Source organism: Bradyrhizobium sp. CCGB20 (genome assembly GCF_024199855.1).
Lineage (GTDB): Bacteria > Pseudomonadota > Alphaproteobacteria > Rhizobiales > Xanthobacteraceae > Bradyrhizobium.
This window is the reverse complement of the sequence record NZ_JANADN010000001.1, coordinates 5826848-5844392: the sequence shown is the minus strand read 5'-3', so window position 1 is coordinate 5844392 and position 17545 is coordinate 5826848. Positions and strand designations below refer to the sequence as shown.

Genomic DNA, 17545 nt, shown 5'->3' with positions numbered 1-17545 from the left:
GTATTGTTACGCGCTGCGCTTCGCAAGTGCAGTCGTTCGGTCATTCCTGTAAAAGACGTTTCCCTCGAACAGCCGTCTCGTGGTGCGGTAGACCGCGCCGTGAATCGCCCGCGCTTTTGCGGGATCGTCAGCGTGCTCGACGGCTGCATCGACCACGGTCGTGCCGGAGGGGTGTGCAATGGTGATCGGGCCATCGCCGGCGCGCGCCATCCGGTTCGCAAGCGTGCCGTTGATGCGTACCGCGATCGCGAGGCAGGTGGCGCCGGTGATCGGGACTGCGCGGTGCGGCTGGCCGATCGAGATCATCCGGATGCCCAGCGACATGTCCGAGGGCTCCAGCCGCTGCCCCGACAAGGTCGTCATCGGGCGCGGTGAGACAATCATCGCGACCTTGGGCACGCTGGGGATCCTGGCTGCTTCTGCCACGCCTGGCGCGAGGCCCATTGCCACGGAGGCTGCGCAGCGAATCGCCTCCATCCGTTCGAGGAAAATTGGATCGCTCTCGAGTGCTTCGGGCATCTCGCCGCCGTCCTTGCCGACCGAGGCGGCCGCAACAAAGACGCAAGGGTTGGCGGCATCGACGAGAGATGCTTCGATCGAGCCGAGGCCGGGAATATCGAAATGATCGCACGGATGCCCGGTCGGGAGCAGACGTCCGGTCCTGGTGCCGCCGGGATCGATGAATTCCAGCCGGACAGGGGGACCGTGTCCGCTGACGCCATCGATCGCCATGTCGCCGTCGGTCTCGATCTCACCGTCGTTCACAGGGAAGCGCGCGACGATGATCTTGCCGGTATTGGTGTTGTGAATGCGCACGACGGCTTCACCGTTCGCGGGCGCCTTCACCAGGCCTTCGCTGACGGCGAACGGGCCCATCGCCGAAGACATGTTGCCGCAATTTGCGCTGTAATCGACCGCGGCGCTCTTCACCGAGATCTGCGCGAACGTATAGTCGATGTCGGCGTCCGGCCGCGTCGGCGCGCCGACGACGCAAACCTTCGAAAGGGATGACAGCCCGCCGCCCATGCCGTCCAGCTGGCGGCCATTGGGATCGGGCGAACCCATCACGGACACGAAGATCGAATCCCATTGTGCAGGATCTGCCGGCAGGTCGCGTCTGTTGAACACAACGGCTTTCGACGTGCCGCCGCGCATGAAAGTGGCTCTGAGCTTGTTCTGGGGCATTAAGTTTGTCTTTTGCATACTGATGTATACGTTGGATACCACTGTATACATTCATCGGGCGGGCTGCTACCCTTATTCTATTCGGTGGACGCTGATTGCCTCGTTCCGGACAGGCGGCGCGACGCCGAATATGTTGCGTCGTTCGCTTGCCTTGTACGGTCAGAAGAATCGGACGCAGATCATTGATGGACGGCTTGGCGCGTCACGCTCGTACGAGCAGCTCCTGCCGAATGAGATCGGGAAGACTTCATGAACGACGAGATGGTGTTGCCGGACCGCACGAAGTTCGCATCTGCTGCCGACTACGCTTACGCGGCGCTGCGGCGTGAGATCGTCGAAGGGCGCTTTGCTCCGGGGCGGCGCATGCGCGAAGTCGAATTGGCGGAACATCTCGGCATCAGCCGGACGCCGACGCGTCAGGCGTTGACGCGGCTCGAGCTCGAGGGCCTGCTCGATCTTCGGCCGCGAACCGGGCTTGTCGTCTCCGTTCTCGATCTGGATGCGGTCGAAGAACTTTACGAGATGCGTGCGGCGCTCGAAGGGACCGCGGCCGCGTTGGCCTCGAAGCATGCAAGCCCGAAAGATCTTGCCGCACTGGCAAGACTTGTCGCCGAAGGTGAAAAGCTCGAGCGCGAGCCGTTCAAGCTCTATCGCCACAACAGGGAGCTGCATGACGCCATCCAGGTCGCGGCCCACAACCGCTATCTCGAAAAGAGTTTGTCGGCTCTTCAAGATGCGATCGCGCTGCTGGGGCCGACAACCTTGGCCGAGAAGGGTCGCTTTGCCGTCGCGCAAGCCGAGCATGCTGCGATCGTGCAGGCCATTTCGCAGAGAGAAGGCGAGAAGGCCGAGCGGCTTGCGCGGGCGCATGTCCTGAGCGCGCTCGAGACCCGCCGGGCGATCCTGGCGAAAGAGCGTGATCTGGAAGCGCGCCGCGAACAGGACGGCGCCTGAATCAACGTGCGAGCTGAACCGTCTTCGTTGCTCGCAGGGCTGTTTCTGATCCTCAGTCAGCCGACATATCCCTCGTAAAATACTGTTCTGGCTCAATTTTCCGTAAAATCCGGAACTGCCTCATTCTGTCTTGCATTCCAATGTATACATTGGTATTCACAAGAATACAGAAACGCAGCGACGAAGGCTTGGCGGGAAGGAACGGAAATGCACGAAGAGTTCGATGTGATCGTCGTCGGCGCGGGAAACGCCGCTCTGGCTGCGGCAGTCTCGGCGAAAGAAAACGGCGCCGATCGTGTCGTCGTTCTCGAGAAAGCTCCCCGCGAAATGCGAGGCGGGAATACGCACTGGAGCGGCGGCGTTCTGCGCTTCGCCTATGACGAACCGCGCGAGATCGGCGCTTTGCTGCCGGGCATCGAAGACGAGTTCGACAATTTCTACGACGGCATTTCTCCCTACACGCAGGAAGACTTTCACGGCGATCTCATGCGCGTCACCAACGGACGCACCGATCCGACCTTGTCTCGTCTTCTCGTGTCGAACTCGCAGGCGACCGTTCGCTGGATGAAGGACACCGGCGGCATCAAGATGGAGCCGGCGATCAGCCTTTCCGCGGTCAAGAAAGACAACGTCATGGTCTGGGCGCGCGGCCTCGTCGTGCGCGCGGCGCACGAAGGCGTTGGTCTTTCGCGCAGCTGGTTTTCGACCTGCGAGCGCATGGGCATCGAGGTGCGCTACGGCAATGCCGTTTCGGAGCTGCTTGTCGATGACCAGGGGCGCGTCGTCGGCGTCAAGACCAAGGACGAGGAGGGCGTTCGCTCGCTCGGCGCGAAGGCCGTCGTGCTCGGCTGCGGCGGTTTTGAAGCGAATGTCCAGATGCGCACGCAACACATCGGTCCGCTGGTCGGCGCTGCGAAGGTCCGCGGGACGCCTCACAACCAGGGCGACGGCCTGCGGATGGCGCTGGCGATCGGCGCCATGCCATGGGGTCAATGGAGCGGCTGCCATGCCACACCGATCAGCGCGGATTGGGGTGACTTCGCGCCGCGCGAAATGACCGACCGGAGCAACCGCCTGTCCTACGTCTATTCGGTGATGATCAATCGCAAGGGCAAGCGCTTCGTCGACGAAGGCGAGGACGGCGCGCTCTTCACCTACGCCAAATTCGGTCGCGCGATTCTGGCCGAGCCGGGCGCCAAGGCCTACCAGCTGTTCGACAGCAAGGTGATCCATCTGCTCGAGCCGCGCTATTCGACCAGCGATCCGATCAAGGCCAATTCGCTCGAGGATCTGATCGCGCAACTCGATATCGACGACAAGGCGCAGGCGCTCAAGACGGTCCTCAATTACAACGACCACGCGCGCTCGGCGGACGAAGGCTTCGATCCCACCAAGAAGGACGGTCTGTCCACCAACGGGCTCGATCTCGAAAAGACCAATTGGGCGCTGCGGCTCGACAAGCCTCCTTACTATGCCTACAGCGCGACAGGCGGCATCACCTTCACGTTCGGCGGCCTGAAGATCAACGAGAACGCCGAGGTGATCGGCACGGATTGGCGTCCTATCAAGGGGCTGTATTGCTGCGGCGAGCTCGTCGGCGGCCTGTTCTACGACAATTATCCCGCGGGTACCGGTCTCGTCTCGGGCGCGACCTTCGGTCGGATCGCGGGCCGCAATGCCGCGAGCCAGCAAAGCGTCGCGCCGGCCGCGGCGGTGGCATCGCGATGAGCGCCGGCGCCATGAGGTCGGGTCCTGATGCCTGGGCCGAAAGCCTGGCGGACAAGATCTCCGCCCGCGATCTACGGTCGCGAGATACCAAAGCGGCAGGAAAAGCCAGGGCGGCGGTCATCACCGCGTTCGGTCGGACACTGTCCGGTGCGCCGGCCACCATCACGAAAGCGCTGCTGGGGACGTCCGGTGTCGCAACGACCGGCGGCCCGTCGCTGATCTTCGGCACCGAACGGCGCACGAGCGCGGTCGATGCTGCGTTGATCAACGCCACGGCTGCCATGGCCGGATCCGAAGCATCGCGTGAAGCCGTGAATTCGGCCTGTATCGTGGCGCTGTTTGGGCTCTGCGAGGAGCGCGGAAAAACCGGGCAAGACTTCCTCGACGCGTTGATGTCAGGCGCGGAGATCGCTCCTTGTCTCGCGCCGATGCTGTCGCCGGCAGGCGGCCAGTTCGGACCAGCCTTGTTCGGTGGCGTCGCGGCGGCTGCACGCGTGCTCGAATTGAGCCGCCCGAAAATTGCAGCCGCGCTGCTCCTGGCAGGAATGGCAAACGTTGACAGTCTTCCGGTCGGACGGGTCGGACCGACGTCGCTCATGGTCGGTCTGAGCTTTCGAAGCGGATTGCTGGCTGCCTTGCTTGCCGAAGCCATGGACGAAGCGTCCTGCGCCGAGATGATCAGGAGCGAAGGGGGCGCGATCGCAACTCTGGCCGCGAACGACAGCGCGCCGAGCGATGTGGCTTTCGATCTTCTTGCAGTTCAATCGCCGCCGTCAGCTGATCTCTGGGATCAATTCGAGCGGCAGGCGAGCACTGTCCTGCCGCGCGATCAGATCGGTCCGCTGTTCGAGCGGCTCGAGACCATCGACAAGGTGACAGACCTCGCGACGGTATCGCGCCTGTTGCAGGGACGCGGTGCCCAAGCGGCTCCAAAGAAGGTCGTCTTCGCCCCGCGGGGAACGCACGAGCCGGAGGAGACGAACTGGGTTCCGTAACCCGCGAGTGAATGCGAGGCGGCCAAGCCGCGATCGCAACGACAAGCCTTACCTGAAAACAAAAGAACAAGGCAGACAAGAGTCACATCTGGGGAGAGATTGGAATGAAGCGTTTTGAGTTGGTTGCCGTACTCGCTGCATCGGTCGTGTGTTCCGCGGCGCAGGCCGAAGACAGTGTCACGATCGGCGTGCACGCCAGTTTTTCCGGTGCCGGCGCTGCGTTTGCCGAGGGCATGCTCGCCGCCACCGATTTTGCCGCCGAAGACGTCAATAAAGACGGCGGCCTCGAGGTCGCCGGCAAACGCTACAAAGTCCTGTTCAAGCAATATGACGACCGCTATCGCGCCCAGGACGCGGTCACGGCCATGGATCGCCTCATGATCCAGGACGGAATCCGCTTCGTGGTGGGTCCGATGGGATCGGCAGCGGCGGTGGCAACGAAGGATCAGACCACCTCTGGAAAAGTCATCACCATGACGCTGGCGTTCACGCCGCGGGCGCTCGGCGCGGATGCGCCGTATGCGTATCGGCCGGTGATCACCACCGGCGAATTCTCCGACCCGCAGGTGGCCTGGCTGATGAAGAACACCTCTGCCAAGCAGGTCGTGTCGCTGCTTCCCAATGACGAGACCGGGCAGCAGATCGGCGTCGCGAACTTCAACTCATACGCCAAGGCCGGCGCGAAGCTGCAGGTCGAATATTTCGAACGTGAGCGCGTCGACTTCGTGCCCATTCTCACCCGCATCCTGATGAAGGCCGACGGTCTCGAGCTTGGCGGCAACTCTCCGACCACCGCCGGGCTCATTCTCAAGCAGGCCCGCGAACTGGGCTATCGCGGTCCGGTGTTCGTCACGGGCGGCGATGTCGCCGCCGAGATGCTCAAGGTGGCGGGCAAGGATGCGGCTGAAGGCACCTATGTCCACCTGCCCATCGATACCGGCCTGCCGGATACGGCGGCCTATGTTGCCCGCTTCAAGGCCAAATACGGCCCGAACATGAACGGGTTCAGCCCGTTCTTCTATGCCGGCCTGCAGATGTTGTTCACGGCCATGAAGAAGGCCGGGACCGTCGACGACACCACGAAGATCGCAACGACGCTGGATGGATTGTCCGACGTTCCCACCGCGATGGGCAAGGCGGGCTGGACCGGCGAGCAGAAGTACGGGATCAAGCACCAGATCGACCTTCCGTTCTATGTGGGGCAGATGAAGGATGGTGTCGTCACCAAGGTGGCCACCTGCGACGTCAACGCCTGCAAATAAGCGACCGCCGGAACAGGCGAGGCGCGCTTGGCGCGCCTCACTGAAGCGATTGGAGTTGTCGTCCCGTGAGCATGGAAATCATTCTAGCCCAGACGATCGTGAACGGCCTCATGGTCGGCATGATCTACGTGTTGATGGCCATCGGCTTCACCATGGTGTTCGGCATCATGCGCATCGTGAATTTCGCGCATGGTGAGTTCTACATGGCCGGCGCGTTCCTGTTCGCGATCCTCTATGGCAGCAACGATGTGCCGTTCTCCATCAGCGTTCTGCTGGCCGTAGGCGCCACGGCGTTGCTGGGCCTGCTGATGGAGCGGATCGTCTTCCGCAAGTTTCGCGGCAACGAGCTGAACGGGATGATCGCTTCCGTCGGCGTCGCTCTCATTCTGCAGAACAGCGCGCTGCTGATGTGGGGGGCGTCGGCACGTACCGTGCCGCCTGTCATATCCGGGGTCCTGTCCGTCGGTGGCGTGGTATTCCCCTGGTCGCGGCTGGTCGTCATCATCGGGGCGATCGTCGCCGTCGTGTCGCTCAACCTGCTGATCGGTCATACGCGAATTGGAAGAGCCATGCGCGCTGTCGCCCAGGACGCCGAGATCGCACAGGTGCAGGGCATTCGCGTCGACGTGATCTTTCCGGTCGCGTTCGTGCTGGGCGTGAGCCTTGCGGCCTTCGCCGGCGTCCTCATGGCTCCTGTGCTGTCGGTCTCGCCCTTCATTGGCCTCGCGCCAACGCTGAAGGCCTTCGTGATCGTCGTCATCGGCGGGCTTGGCAGCGTTCCCGGCGCCGTGGCAGGCGGATTGCTCATCGGCCTGATCGAGAGCTTTGCCGGAACGTTCGTGAGCGCCTCGCTGTCGGAGATCCTCCAGTTTCTCGTCGTCATCGCTGTCGTACTGCTGCGTCCGCAAGGCCTGCTGGGCCGAAAGGAGCGTGAGGCGTGATTGCTCGCACAGCCCAGTTCAAGCCGATGTCCTATGTCGGGGTCGCAGCCGCCGTCGGTCTCGCCGCGCTACTACCCTGGTTCGCACCGAACCAGTTCTATATTCACCTCGCGACGGTCGGCTGCATCAATCTCATGCTCGTGCTGGGCCTCGCCATCATTGCCCGGGCGGGGCAGCTATCCATGGGCCATGGTGGCTTTGCGCTGGTCGGCGGATATGTTTCGGCGCTGTTGTCGATGAGGGGCTGGCCGCCTCTGGTGACCCTGTTCATCGCGGGGCTGGTTGCGGCCGTCATCGCCGCCGCTCTCGGCTGGATCATCCTGCGCTTGCGCGGCGTCTATTTCGTGCTGGTGGCCTTTGCGTTCAGCCAGATCGCGGTGTTGCTGGCGCTCGACATGAGCTCGGTCACGGGCGGCGCAAACGGGCTCGTCGGTGTGCCCCCGATCTCGATCTTCGGCTACGTCCTTCGCACCAAGCCGCAATTCTATCCCTTCGCGCTCGGTTGCGCGCTGGCCACGCTACTCCTGACCTGGCTGCTCTACCGGTCGCCGCTCGGCACGATGATGGCGGCGACCGCCGAGAACCAGCGCCTTACCGAATCGAGCGGCATCGACACGCATCGGGTCCAGGTGATCGCCTTTACGATCGGATCCGGCATCGCGGGTTTTGCGGGCGCATTGTCGACGCACTATCTCCGGTTCATTTCGCCGGATTCATATACGTTCTGGGAGTCGGTCTCCTACCTGACCATGCTGGTCGTCGGCGGGCGTGACGGGGTGCTGGGGCCGGTTGTCGGCGTGCTCGTCCTGACGCCCTTGCCGGAGTTGCTGCGATCCACCGAAGGACTACAGCATATCATCTACGGGGCCGTGCTCGTGCTTTGCCTGATGTTCGTTCCGAACGGTCTGGCGAGCCTAGTCCAGACCTGGCGTTCGCGCCAACGGGTTGCAGGAATCAACGCAGCGCGCGTCGCCGAGGAAGTGCCATGAGCATGCTCGAAGTCGATAGCCTGAAGCGTTCCTTCGGCGGGCTTGTTGCCGTTCGGGACGTGTCGTTTGATGTCAAAGAGGGAGACTTTCTCGGCCTGATCGGTCCGAACGGCGCAGGCAAGACCACGTTGTTCAACGTCATCTCGGGCGTTCTGAGGCCGTCGGCGGGGACCGTCCGGTTTCTGGGCCGCGATATCTCCGGGCAGCCGGCCAATCAGACGGTTCGCCAGGGGCTGTCGCGGACCTTCCAGGCTGCAACCATCTACCCGGAGGCGACGGTCATTGAAAACGCCGCCCGCGGCACGTTGGCTTCGGGCTTGTCCGGCCTGTGGGGTGGGTTGCTTTCGGATAAATGGCGGGTGGCAGCGGAAGAGAAAGCATTTCATGTGCTCGATCTGTTCGGGCTGACCCGTCGCGCAGGCTTAAAGGCTCGCGAGCTGTCCTATGGCGAGCAGCGGCGCCTCGGCGTCGCCATCGCGCTCGCCAGCGAACCCAGGCTCCTGATGCTCGATGAACCGGTCGCAGGGCTCAATCCCGAGGAAGCGGCTGAGCTCGCGTCAGTTCTCCGCCGGGTGCAGGCGGAGCGCGGTGTCACCATGGTGATGGTCGAGCATCACATGCGCACGGTCATGGGCCTGTGCAATCGCGTCGTGGTGCTGGACCACGGCACGCTGATCGCGCAGGGAACGCCTGCGGAGGTCGTATCAAACCCGGTCGTCATCGAGGCGTATCTCGGCAAGGAGGCTGTCCATGCTTGACGTTCGCGGGATCAGCGTTGCCTACGGCCCTCTCACGGCGATCCGCAATCTGAGCCTGTCCGTTGCCGACGGCGCCATTGTCTCTCTCATCGGTTCAAACGGTGCGGGCAAGACCACCACGATGAAGGCCATCATCGGCCTTAAACCCGTGAGCGGCGGAGAGATCTATTTTGACGGCGAGCGCATCGACGGCGCCTCCGCGCCCCAGCGCGTCGGGCGCGGCATCGCTCTGTCGCCCGAAGGACGACGTGTCTTCCCGCAGATGAGCGTGCTCGACAATCTCCTGGTGGGTGGTTATTCGCAGCGAGACAAGGCTCACCAGAAAAAGACGCTGGACCAGATCTACGGATATTTTCCTCGCCTTGTGGAGCGAAGAAGCCAGATGGCCGGTTCGCTGTCGGGCGGCGAACAGCAGATGGTCGCCATTGGCCGCGCGCTCATGGCGAGGCCGCGCCTGTTGCTGCTGGACGAGCCCTCGCTCGGGCTCGCTCCGATCATCGTCGACGAGATCGCGCGTATCATCGTCGAGATCAACCGCGATATCGGCATGTCGATCATCCTGGTCGAGCAGAATGCAAAGCTGGCCCTCAATCTCTGCAACGAGGCCTTCGTGCTCGAAACCGGCGCCGTCGCGCTGAGCGGGAAGGGCAGGGAGCTGCTGGCCAGTGACTACGTGCGGCGCGCCTATCTCGGCATCTGAATAAGTGTCTGTCTGGAAATTCCGGAGTTGTAACATGACTGGATCTTCGACCTTCGGCTTCATCGGTTTGGGCGTCATGGGCGAACCCATGTGCCGGCACCTCGTGCAGAAGACGAAGCAGAAAGTGCTGATTCACGACATCAATGCCGAGCCCGCGGCGCGTCTCGTTCAAGCTGGTGCGGTCGATGTTGGCTCGATCTCGGGGCTCGCGAGGGCCGATGTGATCTTCATTTCCATGCCGAGCGGCGAGCACCTCAAGAAGATATGCGAGATGCCCGGAGGGCTGCTCGAGTTCGCACGCGCCGGCCAGACCATCGTCGATCTCTCCACCAGCCCGTTGAAACTGACGCGCGAACTGGCCGGCGTCTTCAAGGCAAAGGGCGCCGACTATGCCGACGCACCCGTGGCCCGGACGCGGGCGGCGGCGGAGGCGGGGACGCTTGCGATCTCGGTCGGGGCGACGGCGGACGTGTTCGCCCGCATCGAGCCGCTGCTCCGCTGCTTTGCCTCCGAGGTCACCCATTGCGGCGATGTCGGCTCGGGTCAGGTCGTGAAAATCCTCAACAACATGGTCGTGGTCGGGACCGTGACCGCGCTGTGCGAAGCCGTCGCAATCGCGAACTCGGCGGGCGTATCGACAGAGACCTTGTTCGACGCCTTCTCCAAGGGTTCCGCCGACAGCTTTGCGCTGCGAAATCACGGCTACAAGGCGGTCGCGGCGCAGGAATTTCCCGAACGGGTGTTCTCGACCGACTACATGCACAAGGACATGTCTTACGCGCTCGACATGGCCAGGGATGCCGGGATCGAGGCGAGGGAAGCGGCCCTCGGCGCCGGTCTTCTGGCGGAAGCCTCGCAGAACGGCTTTGGGGCGAATTACTGGCCGGTGATCCTGAAGATCATCGCGCGCTCTTCGAAATAGTCGTGATCGACCCATTCGGGCTCAATCAAAAGCAAGAACTGACAACGGGAGGGTATTGTGCGGGTGCTGCTGTTGACCATGGCCTTGCTGCTTTCGCAGTTGAGCGGGGCAGGGGCGCAAAACTATCCCTCGCAGCGGATTACGGTGATCGCGCCGTTCGCGCCCGGCAGCGGGACCGACGGCGTTGCGCGCATCGTGTTTCAGCGGCTGTCGGAGTTGCTGAAAACGGCAATCATCATCGATAACCGCGTCGGCGCGAATGGGGCGCTCGGCGCGACGGCTGCAGCTCGTTCAGTGCCTGACGGATACACGTTGCTGGTCGGCGGAACGTCCACGCACGCAGCCAACCCCAGCATGCTGAAATCGATCCAGTACGATCCCGTCGCCGACTTCGCGCCCATCTCGCAGTTTGGCCTGTTTCCCTATTTTCTGATCATTGATCCGGGCCTACCCGTAAAGAACGTGGCCGATCTCGTGGCGCTGGCCAAGACCAAGCCGGGCTCGCTGACGTTCGGTTACGCCAACGCGCTTGGTCAGCTGTCCGGCGAGGCATTCAAGCGGCGGGCGGGCATCGATATTGCTGCCGTGCCCTATCGGAACAGCCCGCAGGTCGTCACCGACATCATCGCGCAACGCGTGTCCATGACGTTCACGGATATGGCCCCCGCGGTGTCCCAGGTCGAGGCCGGCACGGCACGCGCGCTCGCCACCACAAACCTCGGCCGCGCCTCGCGCTTCCCCGAGATCCCGACCATGAAGGAAGGGGGCCTCGAGTTCATCAACATCTCCGCATGGAGCGGGCTCTTCGCGCCCAAGGGCACGCCGCCGGAGATCGTTGCGAAGCTCGCCGAGGGCGTGCGCGAGGTGTTGGCCGAGCCCGAGATTCGCAGCCGGCTCGCCGATATCGGCTTCGAGGCGCAATGGGTCGGGCCGGCGGAGTTCGGCGAGCACGTCAAGAGCGACATGGAATTGTGGGCCACGACAACGAGGGAAGCTGGCATCGAGCGCCAGTGAACGACGACATGTCCGAGTATGAAATCTATGCGATCCGCTATGCCAGCAAGGATGACCGGCGCTCGTCGGAGAACTTCATCGAGAACGACGCGCCCGATACGCAGATGCCGATGGACTTCTTCGTCTGGGCGCTGGTCAGCCGAGACCGGACGGTGATCGTCGATACCGGCTTCGACGAGAAGGCCGGACGGGCGCGCAACTACGCCGTCACGCGACCGGTTGCCGAAGGGCTGAAGCAGATCGATATCGATCCTGAGAACGTCAAGGACGTCATCCTGACCCACATGCATTGGGATCATGCCGGCAACCACGATTTGTTTCCCCGGGCGCGGTATCACGTGCAGGAGCGCGAGATGCATTTCTGCACGGGCCGGTGCATGTGCGACGCGCAGCAAAGCAAGGCCTACAATGCCGACGACGTCAGCCATATCGTCCGACGGAACTTCGAAGGAAGCGTGACCCTTCACGATCCAAACTCCGATTTCGACGACGGAATATCCTTGCACTGGCTCGGCGGTCACACCGCGGGACTTCAGATCGTCAGGGTCAGGACGCGACGAGGTTACGTGGTGCTCGCCTCGGACGCTTCGCACTACTACGCCAACATTCTCCAGAGCCGGCCATTTCCCGTGTTGTTCGATACGAAGCAGATGCTGAACGGTTTTGCAGTCATCCGGAAACTGGCCGATAGCCCGTCCCATATCATCCCGGGGCATGACCGGCAGGTGCTGTCGCTGTTTCCTGCCGCGCGCGATGGGCTCGACGGCATCGCGCGACTGGATGCCGATCCCCGCGGAAGCCCTGCCTAAACACCAAGCCAAAAGCGAAGGCCGGCGCAGGACGCGCTGTCCGGATCAGAAACACAACAATTCGCCAATTGCGGAGATGATGGATCATGCCCAGGAAGTATGGACTTGCGATTGCCAACGAGACGGTGACCACGCCGAACCAGGAATGGTTCGCCGCCATAAACCCCTATAGCCGCGAGGAATGGGCATTGGTGCCGCAGGCAACGCCCTCGCAGGTCGCCGATGCGATCGCCGCTGCCAGGACCGCCTATGACTCCGTCTGGAGCAAGACCACCGGGCTCGCCCGCGCGACGTTGCTGAACAGGCTGGCCGATCTGCTCGATGCGCAAGCCGAGCGCATGGCCATCATGGAGAGCACCGACAACGGAAAGATCATCCGGGAGACCCACGGTCAGATGCATTTTGCCGCGCGCGCCTATCGGTTCTTCGCGGGCTGCGCCGACAAGATCTTCGGCGATACCATTCCGCTGGACCAGCGCGACGTCTTCGACTTCACGCGCCGGGAGCCGATCGGCGTTGCGGTTCTCATCACGGCCTGGAATTCGCCCATGGGCCTGCTTGCGAACAAGCTTGCCCCGGCGCTTGCGGCAGGCAATTGCGTCGTCATCAAGCCTTCCGAGCATGCATCGGTGACGACGCTGGAATTCGCCGAACTGGTCCGGGAGGCGGGCTTTCCGGCGGGCGTCGTCAATGTCGTGACCGGCGACTACAGGACGGGGCAGGCACTGCTCACGAGTGGCCGGATCGATCGTGTCAGTTTCACGGGGAGCCCCAATGTCGGCCGTCAGATCGCGGCAGAGGCGGGCCGCTCCCTTGTCCCGGTCACGCTGGAGCTGGGCGGCAAGTCTCCCAACGTCATCTTCGAAGACGCCGACCTCGACAAGGCGACCGTCGGGGCTCTCGCCGGCATTTTCGGCGCAACGGGGCAAACATGTATTGCCGGCTCGCGGCTCCTCGTTCAGCGCTCAGTTCACGATGAGATCGTGAAGCGGCTCGTCGCCCGCGCCCGGAAGATCAGGCTCGGCAATCCATTGGAAAAGACGACGGATATGGGAACGGTGGCGAACGAGCCGCAGTTCGACCGAATCCTCAAATGCATCGGCGATGCGCAAGGGGAGGGTGCGGTTCTCGCTTGCGGCGGAAAGCCAGCGACAGGGGATGGTCTGGGGAAAGGCCTGTTTATCGAGCCGACCATCTTTACCGGCGTGGAGAACAAGATGGCGATTGCCCAGGAGGAGGTGTTCGGGCCTGTGCTCTCGATCATTCCCTTCGATACGGAGGAGCAGGCGATCGGCATCGCCAACGATACCAGATATGGCCTGGCCTCCGGGATTTGGACGACGAACCTGTCGCGCGCATTGCGCGTCTCGCGGGCCATTCATGCAGGGACGGTCTGGGTGAATACTTATCGTGCGTCCAGTGCGATGGCGCCGTTTGGTGGGTTCAAGGAGTCGGGATTTGGCAAAGAGCGCGGCGTGGCGGCGCTGGATGAATTCTTGCAGACCAAGAACGTCATGATCGATTTTTCGAACGAAGAGCGCGATCCGTTTGCTCTGAAGATGTGAGGTCTCGTGAACAGAGCGGTGCGAACGTGCCGCTCCTCGCAATCTCTGGAGACACAATCGCTGCCTCCGGAGAACAACGGCGGTCGATGAGATCGCCATCGCCCTCGGGGCGTTTCCTCCCCTGACTCGAGCTCCGTGGCCGGCGCGGCTGCGGAGCTCCTTTTCCCGATAAAGCCGGGCTGCCTCGGCAGGCACGGGCGATATTCGACCGGCAGACGAGAGCTCCGCGAAGCCCGCCAAGCGCTTTGACGAGCGACGCCGTCGCGCAGCCGGTGAACAAAATGCATTATCCTGAGTCGAGTGCATTCCTCCGATTGAGCTTCTGAGGCTGATTTCGCTAATAATTCGACTGTGTTTCCACGTCGATGCAGGAATTTCTGTCAAACGGGGTGTTGACCGCCGCCGAATAGAATGCATTATGCATTTTATGTTAGTCACTGAAGCCCAGGGCAAGGCGCTGCTGCGCGCCGCCGCCATCGCCACACCGTCCAGCCAGGAATTGCGCTCCCTCGACGAAGCGCGGAGCTGTCGCATCGAGCTGCCCGTTGCGGTCAAGGCGCAAGTCGCCGCCGGAGGGCGCGGCAAGGCAGGGGGCATTCGAAAGGCGAATTCGCCCGCCGAGCTGGAAAATGCATTCGATGCGATCATGGGGATGCGGTTTGCCGGTGAGGCGCCGGCGTCCGTGCTGGTCGAATCCTGGCTGGATATCGAGCGCGAGCTCTATCTCGCTGTGGCGATCGATAGTCGTGTCGGCGGCTTCAACGTGCTCTATTCGCCGCGCGGCGGGGTCACCATCGAGGATGGGCCGCCGCCGCTCAGCTATCCGGTCGGGCTCGCACGCAATTTTCGCGCCCACGCTTTTCGCACGCTCCTCGCGCCGGTCGAGAGTGACCCGAAGGTGCGCGAGCGCGTGATCTCCCTTGCGCGTCGCCTGCTCGATATCGCGCAGGCGAATGAATGCACGACGGTAGAGATCAATCCGCTGGTCGTCGCCAGGGGCGGCGCGCTGATCGCAGCGGACGCCAAGGTCGTCCTGGACGAGGCGGCGGCCTTCCGCAAAGCCGCCACGGCGTCGGCCATTGCGGCGTCCCGCGACAGGGCCGAGCGTGAGATCCGGTTGTGCGAAGAGGCCAGCCTGATGCTGGTCTGGCTCGACGGCGAGATCGGCCTGATCTCGGGCGGGGCCGGCATGACGATGGCTGCGATGGATGCGATCGACGGCGCCGGCGCGCAGCCGGCCTGCTTCCTCGATGTGAGCGGCAATCCGACGCCCGCAGGCTTCGGGCTTGCCTTTGATCTGCTTGATCGCGCTCCGAACGTGAAGGGCATTCTGGTCAGCATGTTCGGCGGCGGGCTGCACACCGACCGTGTGGCCAAAACCCTCGTCGAGCTTCTCGCGAGGCGAACATCCTCGAAGCCGGTGACTTTGCGGCTGAATGGCACCCGCAGCGATCTCGCGACGACCATCCTGCGCGACGCCGGCCATCGAAACCATGCGACGTTGGAAGCGGCCGTGACCGACATTGTGAAGCAGGTTGGGGAGGCACGGTCATGAGCATCCTTCTCGACGCGGATGCGCGCGTGCTGATTGTCGGCATCACCGGCAAGTTCGGGACATTTTCAGTCAAGGATCTCGCACAGAGCCAGACCAGGGTCGTGGCCGGCGTGGCGCCGGGGCGCGGCGGTCAGACGATCGAGGGCGTTCCGGTCTTTTCCAGCGTCGCGGCTGCCATGAAGGAAACGCACGCCAATGCGGCGCTGATCTATGTGCCGGCCGCGGTCGCGCTCGACGCGGTGCTCGAGACCATCGAGGCAGGCTGCCCGCTGATCGCCTATCCCGGCGACGGCCTGCCGGTGCTGGACGCGATGGAAATGCGTGCAGCTGCGCTGGAGCATGGAGCACATCTGGTCGGCCCGAACTCGCCCGGCCTGATCTCTCCCGGCAAGGCCAAGCTCGGTTTCATGCCCTCCTTCTGCTACGCGCCGGGACCGATCGGCGTCATCTCGCGCAGCGGCTCGCTCTCCTATGAAGCCTGCTTCCGCCTGTCGTCGGCCGGCCTCGGTCAGACCAGCGTGATCGGCATCGGCGGCGATCCCGTGCGCGGCGTCAATGCCGCCGAAGCGATCGCGCTGTTTCACGGCGACCCGGACACGCGCGCCATCATCTATCTCGGCGAGATCGGCGGCTCCGAGGAATATGCGCTTGCCGAATACGCTGGGCGTCCGGATGCCAAGCCGTCGGCGGCCCTGCTGGTCGGCCGCACCGCGCCCGCCGGCAAAAAGATGGGGCACGCCGCCGCGATGATCGGTTCCTACGCCGAGAGCTGGGCCGCCAAGGTCGAGGCGCTGGATCGTGCCGGCGTCGTAATCGCGCGAGACCTCGACGGTCTCGCCGCAGCCGCTGCTGCGGCACTGGCCCGCGCCATGAAACCCGCAGCCTAGCAAACGTAAACTCATACAGGGATGGAGACGAGAATGTCAGACGTGATGGAAAAAGAGGTCGGTCACGCACCGGCGGAAGGAAAGATCACCGACGAGGCGATCGCGCAGGCGCGCAGCATGATCGGTCTCCAGCTTCGTCCCGAAGGGCCGTATCTCCAGGACGCGACCGAAGACACCATCCGCAATTTCTGCAACGGCATTGGCGATCTCAACCCGCTCTATCGCGATGCCGAGCACGGCCGCCAGAGCCGTTACGGCGCCAATGTCGCTCATCCCATGTTTCCGATGGCGTTCGGCTGGATCGGCCGCACGCGCTGGGGCCTTCCGGGCGTGCACGGTTTTTACGCCGGCAACGATTGGGAATTGTTCCGCCACATCCGTCCGGGCGACCGTATCACCGCGATCGAGCGCGTGGTCGGTATCGAGGAGAAGGAAAGCAAATTCTCCGGCCGCCTCGTGCTGCAATATGTCGAGGCGACCTATTCCAATCAGCGCGGCGACGTCGTTGCCCGCGCGCTCGGCACCTGCACGCGTCACGAGCGCAAGGCCGCGCGCGATGCCGGCAAGTACAAGGACGTCAAGCCCTATGAGTACACCGCCGACGAATTCGCCGCGCTCGACGAGGCGATCCTGAAGGAAGACGAGCGGATGCGCGGCACCGCAGTACGCTACTTCGAGGACGTCAATGTGGGCGACGAGTTGCCGCCGATCGTGCGGGGCCCGCTCTCGCTGATGGACACGATGGGTTTCCTGGTCGGCTGCGGCCGCGGTCACACCCACGGCATCGTGCTGAAGTCCGCCGTCAAGCATCCCGGCCATTTCTTCCGCAATCCGGAAGCGGGCGGCGGCATCGAATATACCGGCATCGGGCACCATCGCGAGTCGGTCGCCAAGGAGGTCGGCGTTCCCGGTACCTATGATTACGGCCCGCAGCGCTCCTCCTGGCTCGCGAGCCTCGTCACGAACTGGATGGGCGACGCGGCGTTTCTGAAGCGCGTGCGCACCGAGATGCGGCGCTTCAACACCATGGGCGATTCCACCTGGTGCAAGGGCAAGGTCAGCAGGAAATACGTCAAGGACGGCTTTGCGCTGGTCGATCTCGAGATCTGGGGCGAGAATCAGCGCGGTGAATTGACCACGCCGGGCCTCGCAACCGTGATGCTGCCGTCGCGCAACGTGGACAACCGCGTGTTCTTCGATGGCGGCCAGCTCGACCTCGAACTGCCGACGATCCGCTAGAGCGGACGCGAACAACGGCCCCGAGAGCATGATGCGGCTTCG

General features: G+C 63.3%; 16 protein-coding genes. 15 read left to right on the top strand and 1 reads right to left on the bottom strand.

Features of this window, described 5'->3' with window-relative positions; genetic code table 11:
- Positions 1 to 6 precede the first annotated feature (6 nt).
- Complete coding sequence (locus NLM15_RS27410; protein WP_254120568.1) at positions 7 to 1185, bottom strand: 2-methylaconitate cis-trans isomerase PrpF family protein; 1179 nt, start codon at positions 1183 to 1185, stop codon at positions 7 to 9.
- A gap of 249 nt (positions 1186 to 1434) precedes the next feature.
- Between NLM15_RS27410 and NLM15_RS27405 the strand changes: the two genes are divergently transcribed.
- The 15 genes from NLM15_RS27405 to NLM15_RS27335 all read left to right on the top strand — a co-directional run bounded on the left by NLM15_RS27405 (position 1435) and on the right by NLM15_RS27335 (position 17503).
- Positions 1435 to 2139, top strand: coding sequence for a GntR family transcriptional regulator (locus NLM15_RS27405; protein ID WP_254120566.1), 705 nt, complete (start codon positions 1435 to 1437; stop codon positions 2137 to 2139).
- 207 nt (positions 2140 to 2346) lie between these two features.
- Entirely contained in the window at positions 2347 to 3867 is a 1521-nt protein-coding gene (gene tcuA, locus NLM15_RS27400) for an FAD-dependent tricarballylate dehydrogenase TcuA (RefSeq protein ID WP_254120564.1), read from the top strand.
- A gap of 11 nt (positions 3868 to 3878) precedes the next feature.
- Entirely contained in the window at positions 3879 to 4862 is a 984-nt protein-coding gene (locus NLM15_RS27395; RefSeq protein ID WP_254120562.1) for an MmgE/PrpD family protein, read from the top strand.
- A 104-nt stretch (positions 4863 to 4966) separates the two neighbouring features.
- Positions 4967 to 6124: an ABC transporter substrate-binding protein gene (locus tag NLM15_RS27390; protein ID WP_254120560.1), complete on the top strand. Its 1158-nt coding sequence runs from the start codon at positions 4967 to 4969 to the stop codon at positions 6122 to 6124.
- A 71-nt stretch (positions 6125 to 6195) separates the two neighbouring features.
- A complete protein-coding gene (locus NLM15_RS27385; protein WP_254124434.1) occupies positions 6196 to 7065 on the top strand; it encodes a branched-chain amino acid ABC transporter permease in 870 nt (289 codons plus the stop codon).
- A complete protein-coding gene (locus NLM15_RS27380; protein ID WP_254120558.1) occupies positions 7062 to 8054 on the top strand; it encodes a branched-chain amino acid ABC transporter permease in 993 nt (330 codons plus the stop codon). Before NLM15_RS27385 ends, NLM15_RS27380 begins: the two co-directional genes overlap by 4 nt.
- The gene (locus tag NLM15_RS27375; RefSeq protein ID WP_254120556.1) at positions 8051 to 8812 is read left to right on the top strand and encodes an ABC transporter ATP-binding protein; all 762 of its coding nucleotides are present in this window, start codon (positions 8051 to 8053) and stop codon (positions 8810 to 8812) included. Before NLM15_RS27380 ends, NLM15_RS27375 begins: the two co-directional genes overlap by 4 nt.
- Positions 8805 to 9512 (top strand): ABC transporter ATP-binding protein, encoded by a 708-nt coding sequence (locus NLM15_RS27370; RefSeq protein ID WP_254120555.1) that lies wholly within the window; start codon positions 8805 to 8807, stop codon positions 9510 to 9512. The genes NLM15_RS27375 and NLM15_RS27370 overlap by 8 nt, the downstream gene beginning before the upstream one ends.
- Before the next feature lie 34 nt (positions 9513 to 9546).
- Positions 9547 to 10434, top strand: coding sequence for an NAD(P)-dependent oxidoreductase (locus NLM15_RS27365; protein ID WP_254120553.1), 888 nt, complete (start codon positions 9547 to 9549; stop codon positions 10432 to 10434).
- Positions 10435 to 10491: 57 nt separating this feature from the next.
- Complete coding sequence (locus tag NLM15_RS27360; protein ID WP_254120551.1) at positions 10492 to 11448, top strand: tripartite tricarboxylate transporter substrate binding protein; 957 nt, start codon at positions 10492 to 10494, stop codon at positions 11446 to 11448.
- 8 nt (positions 11449 to 11456) lie between these two features.
- Positions 11457 to 12257 (top strand): N-acyl homoserine lactonase family protein, encoded by an 801-nt coding sequence (locus NLM15_RS27355; RefSeq protein WP_254120549.1) that lies wholly within the window; start codon positions 11457 to 11459, stop codon positions 12255 to 12257.
- A gap of 86 nt (positions 12258 to 12343) precedes the next feature.
- Positions 12344 to 13822, top strand: a complete 1479-nt coding sequence (locus NLM15_RS27350; RefSeq protein ID WP_254120547.1) for an aldehyde dehydrogenase — start codon at positions 12344 to 12346, stop codon at positions 13820 to 13822.
- Between the two features lie 418 nt (positions 13823 to 14240).
- Complete coding sequence (locus NLM15_RS27345; RefSeq protein WP_254120546.1) at positions 14241 to 15377, top strand: ATP-grasp domain-containing protein; 1137 nt, start codon at positions 14241 to 14243, stop codon at positions 15375 to 15377.
- On the top strand, positions 15374 to 16264 hold the full coding sequence (locus NLM15_RS27340; protein ID WP_254120545.1) for a CoA-binding protein: 891 nt from the start codon (positions 15374 to 15376) through the stop codon (positions 16262 to 16264). The genes NLM15_RS27345 and NLM15_RS27340 overlap by 4 nt, the downstream gene beginning before the upstream one ends.
- A gap of 33 nt (positions 16265 to 16297) precedes the next feature.
- The gene (locus NLM15_RS27335) at positions 16298 to 17503 is read left to right on the top strand and encodes a MaoC family dehydratase N-terminal domain-containing protein (RefSeq protein ID WP_254120543.1); all 1206 of its coding nucleotides are present in this window, start codon (positions 16298 to 16300) and stop codon (positions 17501 to 17503) included.
- Positions 17504 to 17545 lie beyond the last annotated feature (42 nt).

What these genes read in the sequence shown, in the direction of transcription:
- NLM15_RS27375 (WP_254120556.1), top strand. Translation starts at nt 8,051, where the DNA reads ATGAGCATGCTCGAAGTCGATAGCCTGAAGCGTTCCTTCGGCGGGCTT.
- NLM15_RS27350 (WP_254120547.1), top strand. Translation starts at nt 12,344, where the DNA reads ATGCCCAGGAAGTATGGACTTGCGATTGCCAACGAGACGGTGACCACG.
- NLM15_RS27410 (WP_254120568.1), bottom strand. Translation starts at nt 1,185, where the DNA reads ATGCCCCAGAACAAGCTCAGAGCCACTTTCATGCGCGGCGGCACGTCG.
- NLM15_RS27390 (WP_254120560.1), top strand. Translation starts at nt 4,967, where the DNA reads ATGAAGCGTTTTGAGTTGGTTGCCGTACTCGCTGCATCGGTCGTGTGT.
- NLM15_RS27365 (WP_254120553.1), top strand. Translation starts at nt 9,547, where the DNA reads ATGACTGGATCTTCGACCTTCGGCTTCATCGGTTTGGGCGTCATGGGC.
- NLM15_RS27395 (WP_254120562.1), top strand. Translation starts at nt 3,879, where the DNA reads ATGAGGTCGGGTCCTGATGCCTGGGCCGAAAGCCTGGCGGACAAGATC.
- NLM15_RS27340 (WP_254120545.1), top strand. Translation starts at nt 15,374, where the DNA reads ATGAGCATCCTTCTCGACGCGGATGCGCGCGTGCTGATTGTCGGCATC.
- NLM15_RS27355 (WP_254120549.1), top strand. Translation starts at nt 11,457, where the DNA reads ATGTCCGAGTATGAAATCTATGCGATCCGCTATGCCAGCAAGGATGAC.
- NLM15_RS27385 (WP_254124434.1), top strand. Translation starts at nt 6,196, where the DNA reads ATGGAAATCATTCTAGCCCAGACGATCGTGAACGGCCTCATGGTCGGC.
- NLM15_RS27345 (WP_254120546.1), top strand. Translation starts at nt 14,241, where the DNA reads ATGCATTTTATGTTAGTCACTGAAGCCCAGGGCAAGGCGCTGCTGCGC.
- NLM15_RS27405 (WP_254120566.1), top strand. Translation starts at nt 1,435, where the DNA reads ATGAACGACGAGATGGTGTTGCCGGACCGCACGAAGTTCGCATCTGCT.
- NLM15_RS27370 (WP_254120555.1), top strand. Translation starts at nt 8,805, where the DNA reads ATGCTTGACGTTCGCGGGATCAGCGTTGCCTACGGCCCTCTCACGGCG.
- NLM15_RS27335 (WP_254120543.1), top strand. Translation starts at nt 16,298, where the DNA reads ATGTCAGACGTGATGGAAAAAGAGGTCGGTCACGCACCGGCGGAAGGA.
- tcuA (WP_254120564.1), top strand. Translation starts at nt 2,347, where the DNA reads ATGCACGAAGAGTTCGATGTGATCGTCGTCGGCGCGGGAAACGCCGCT.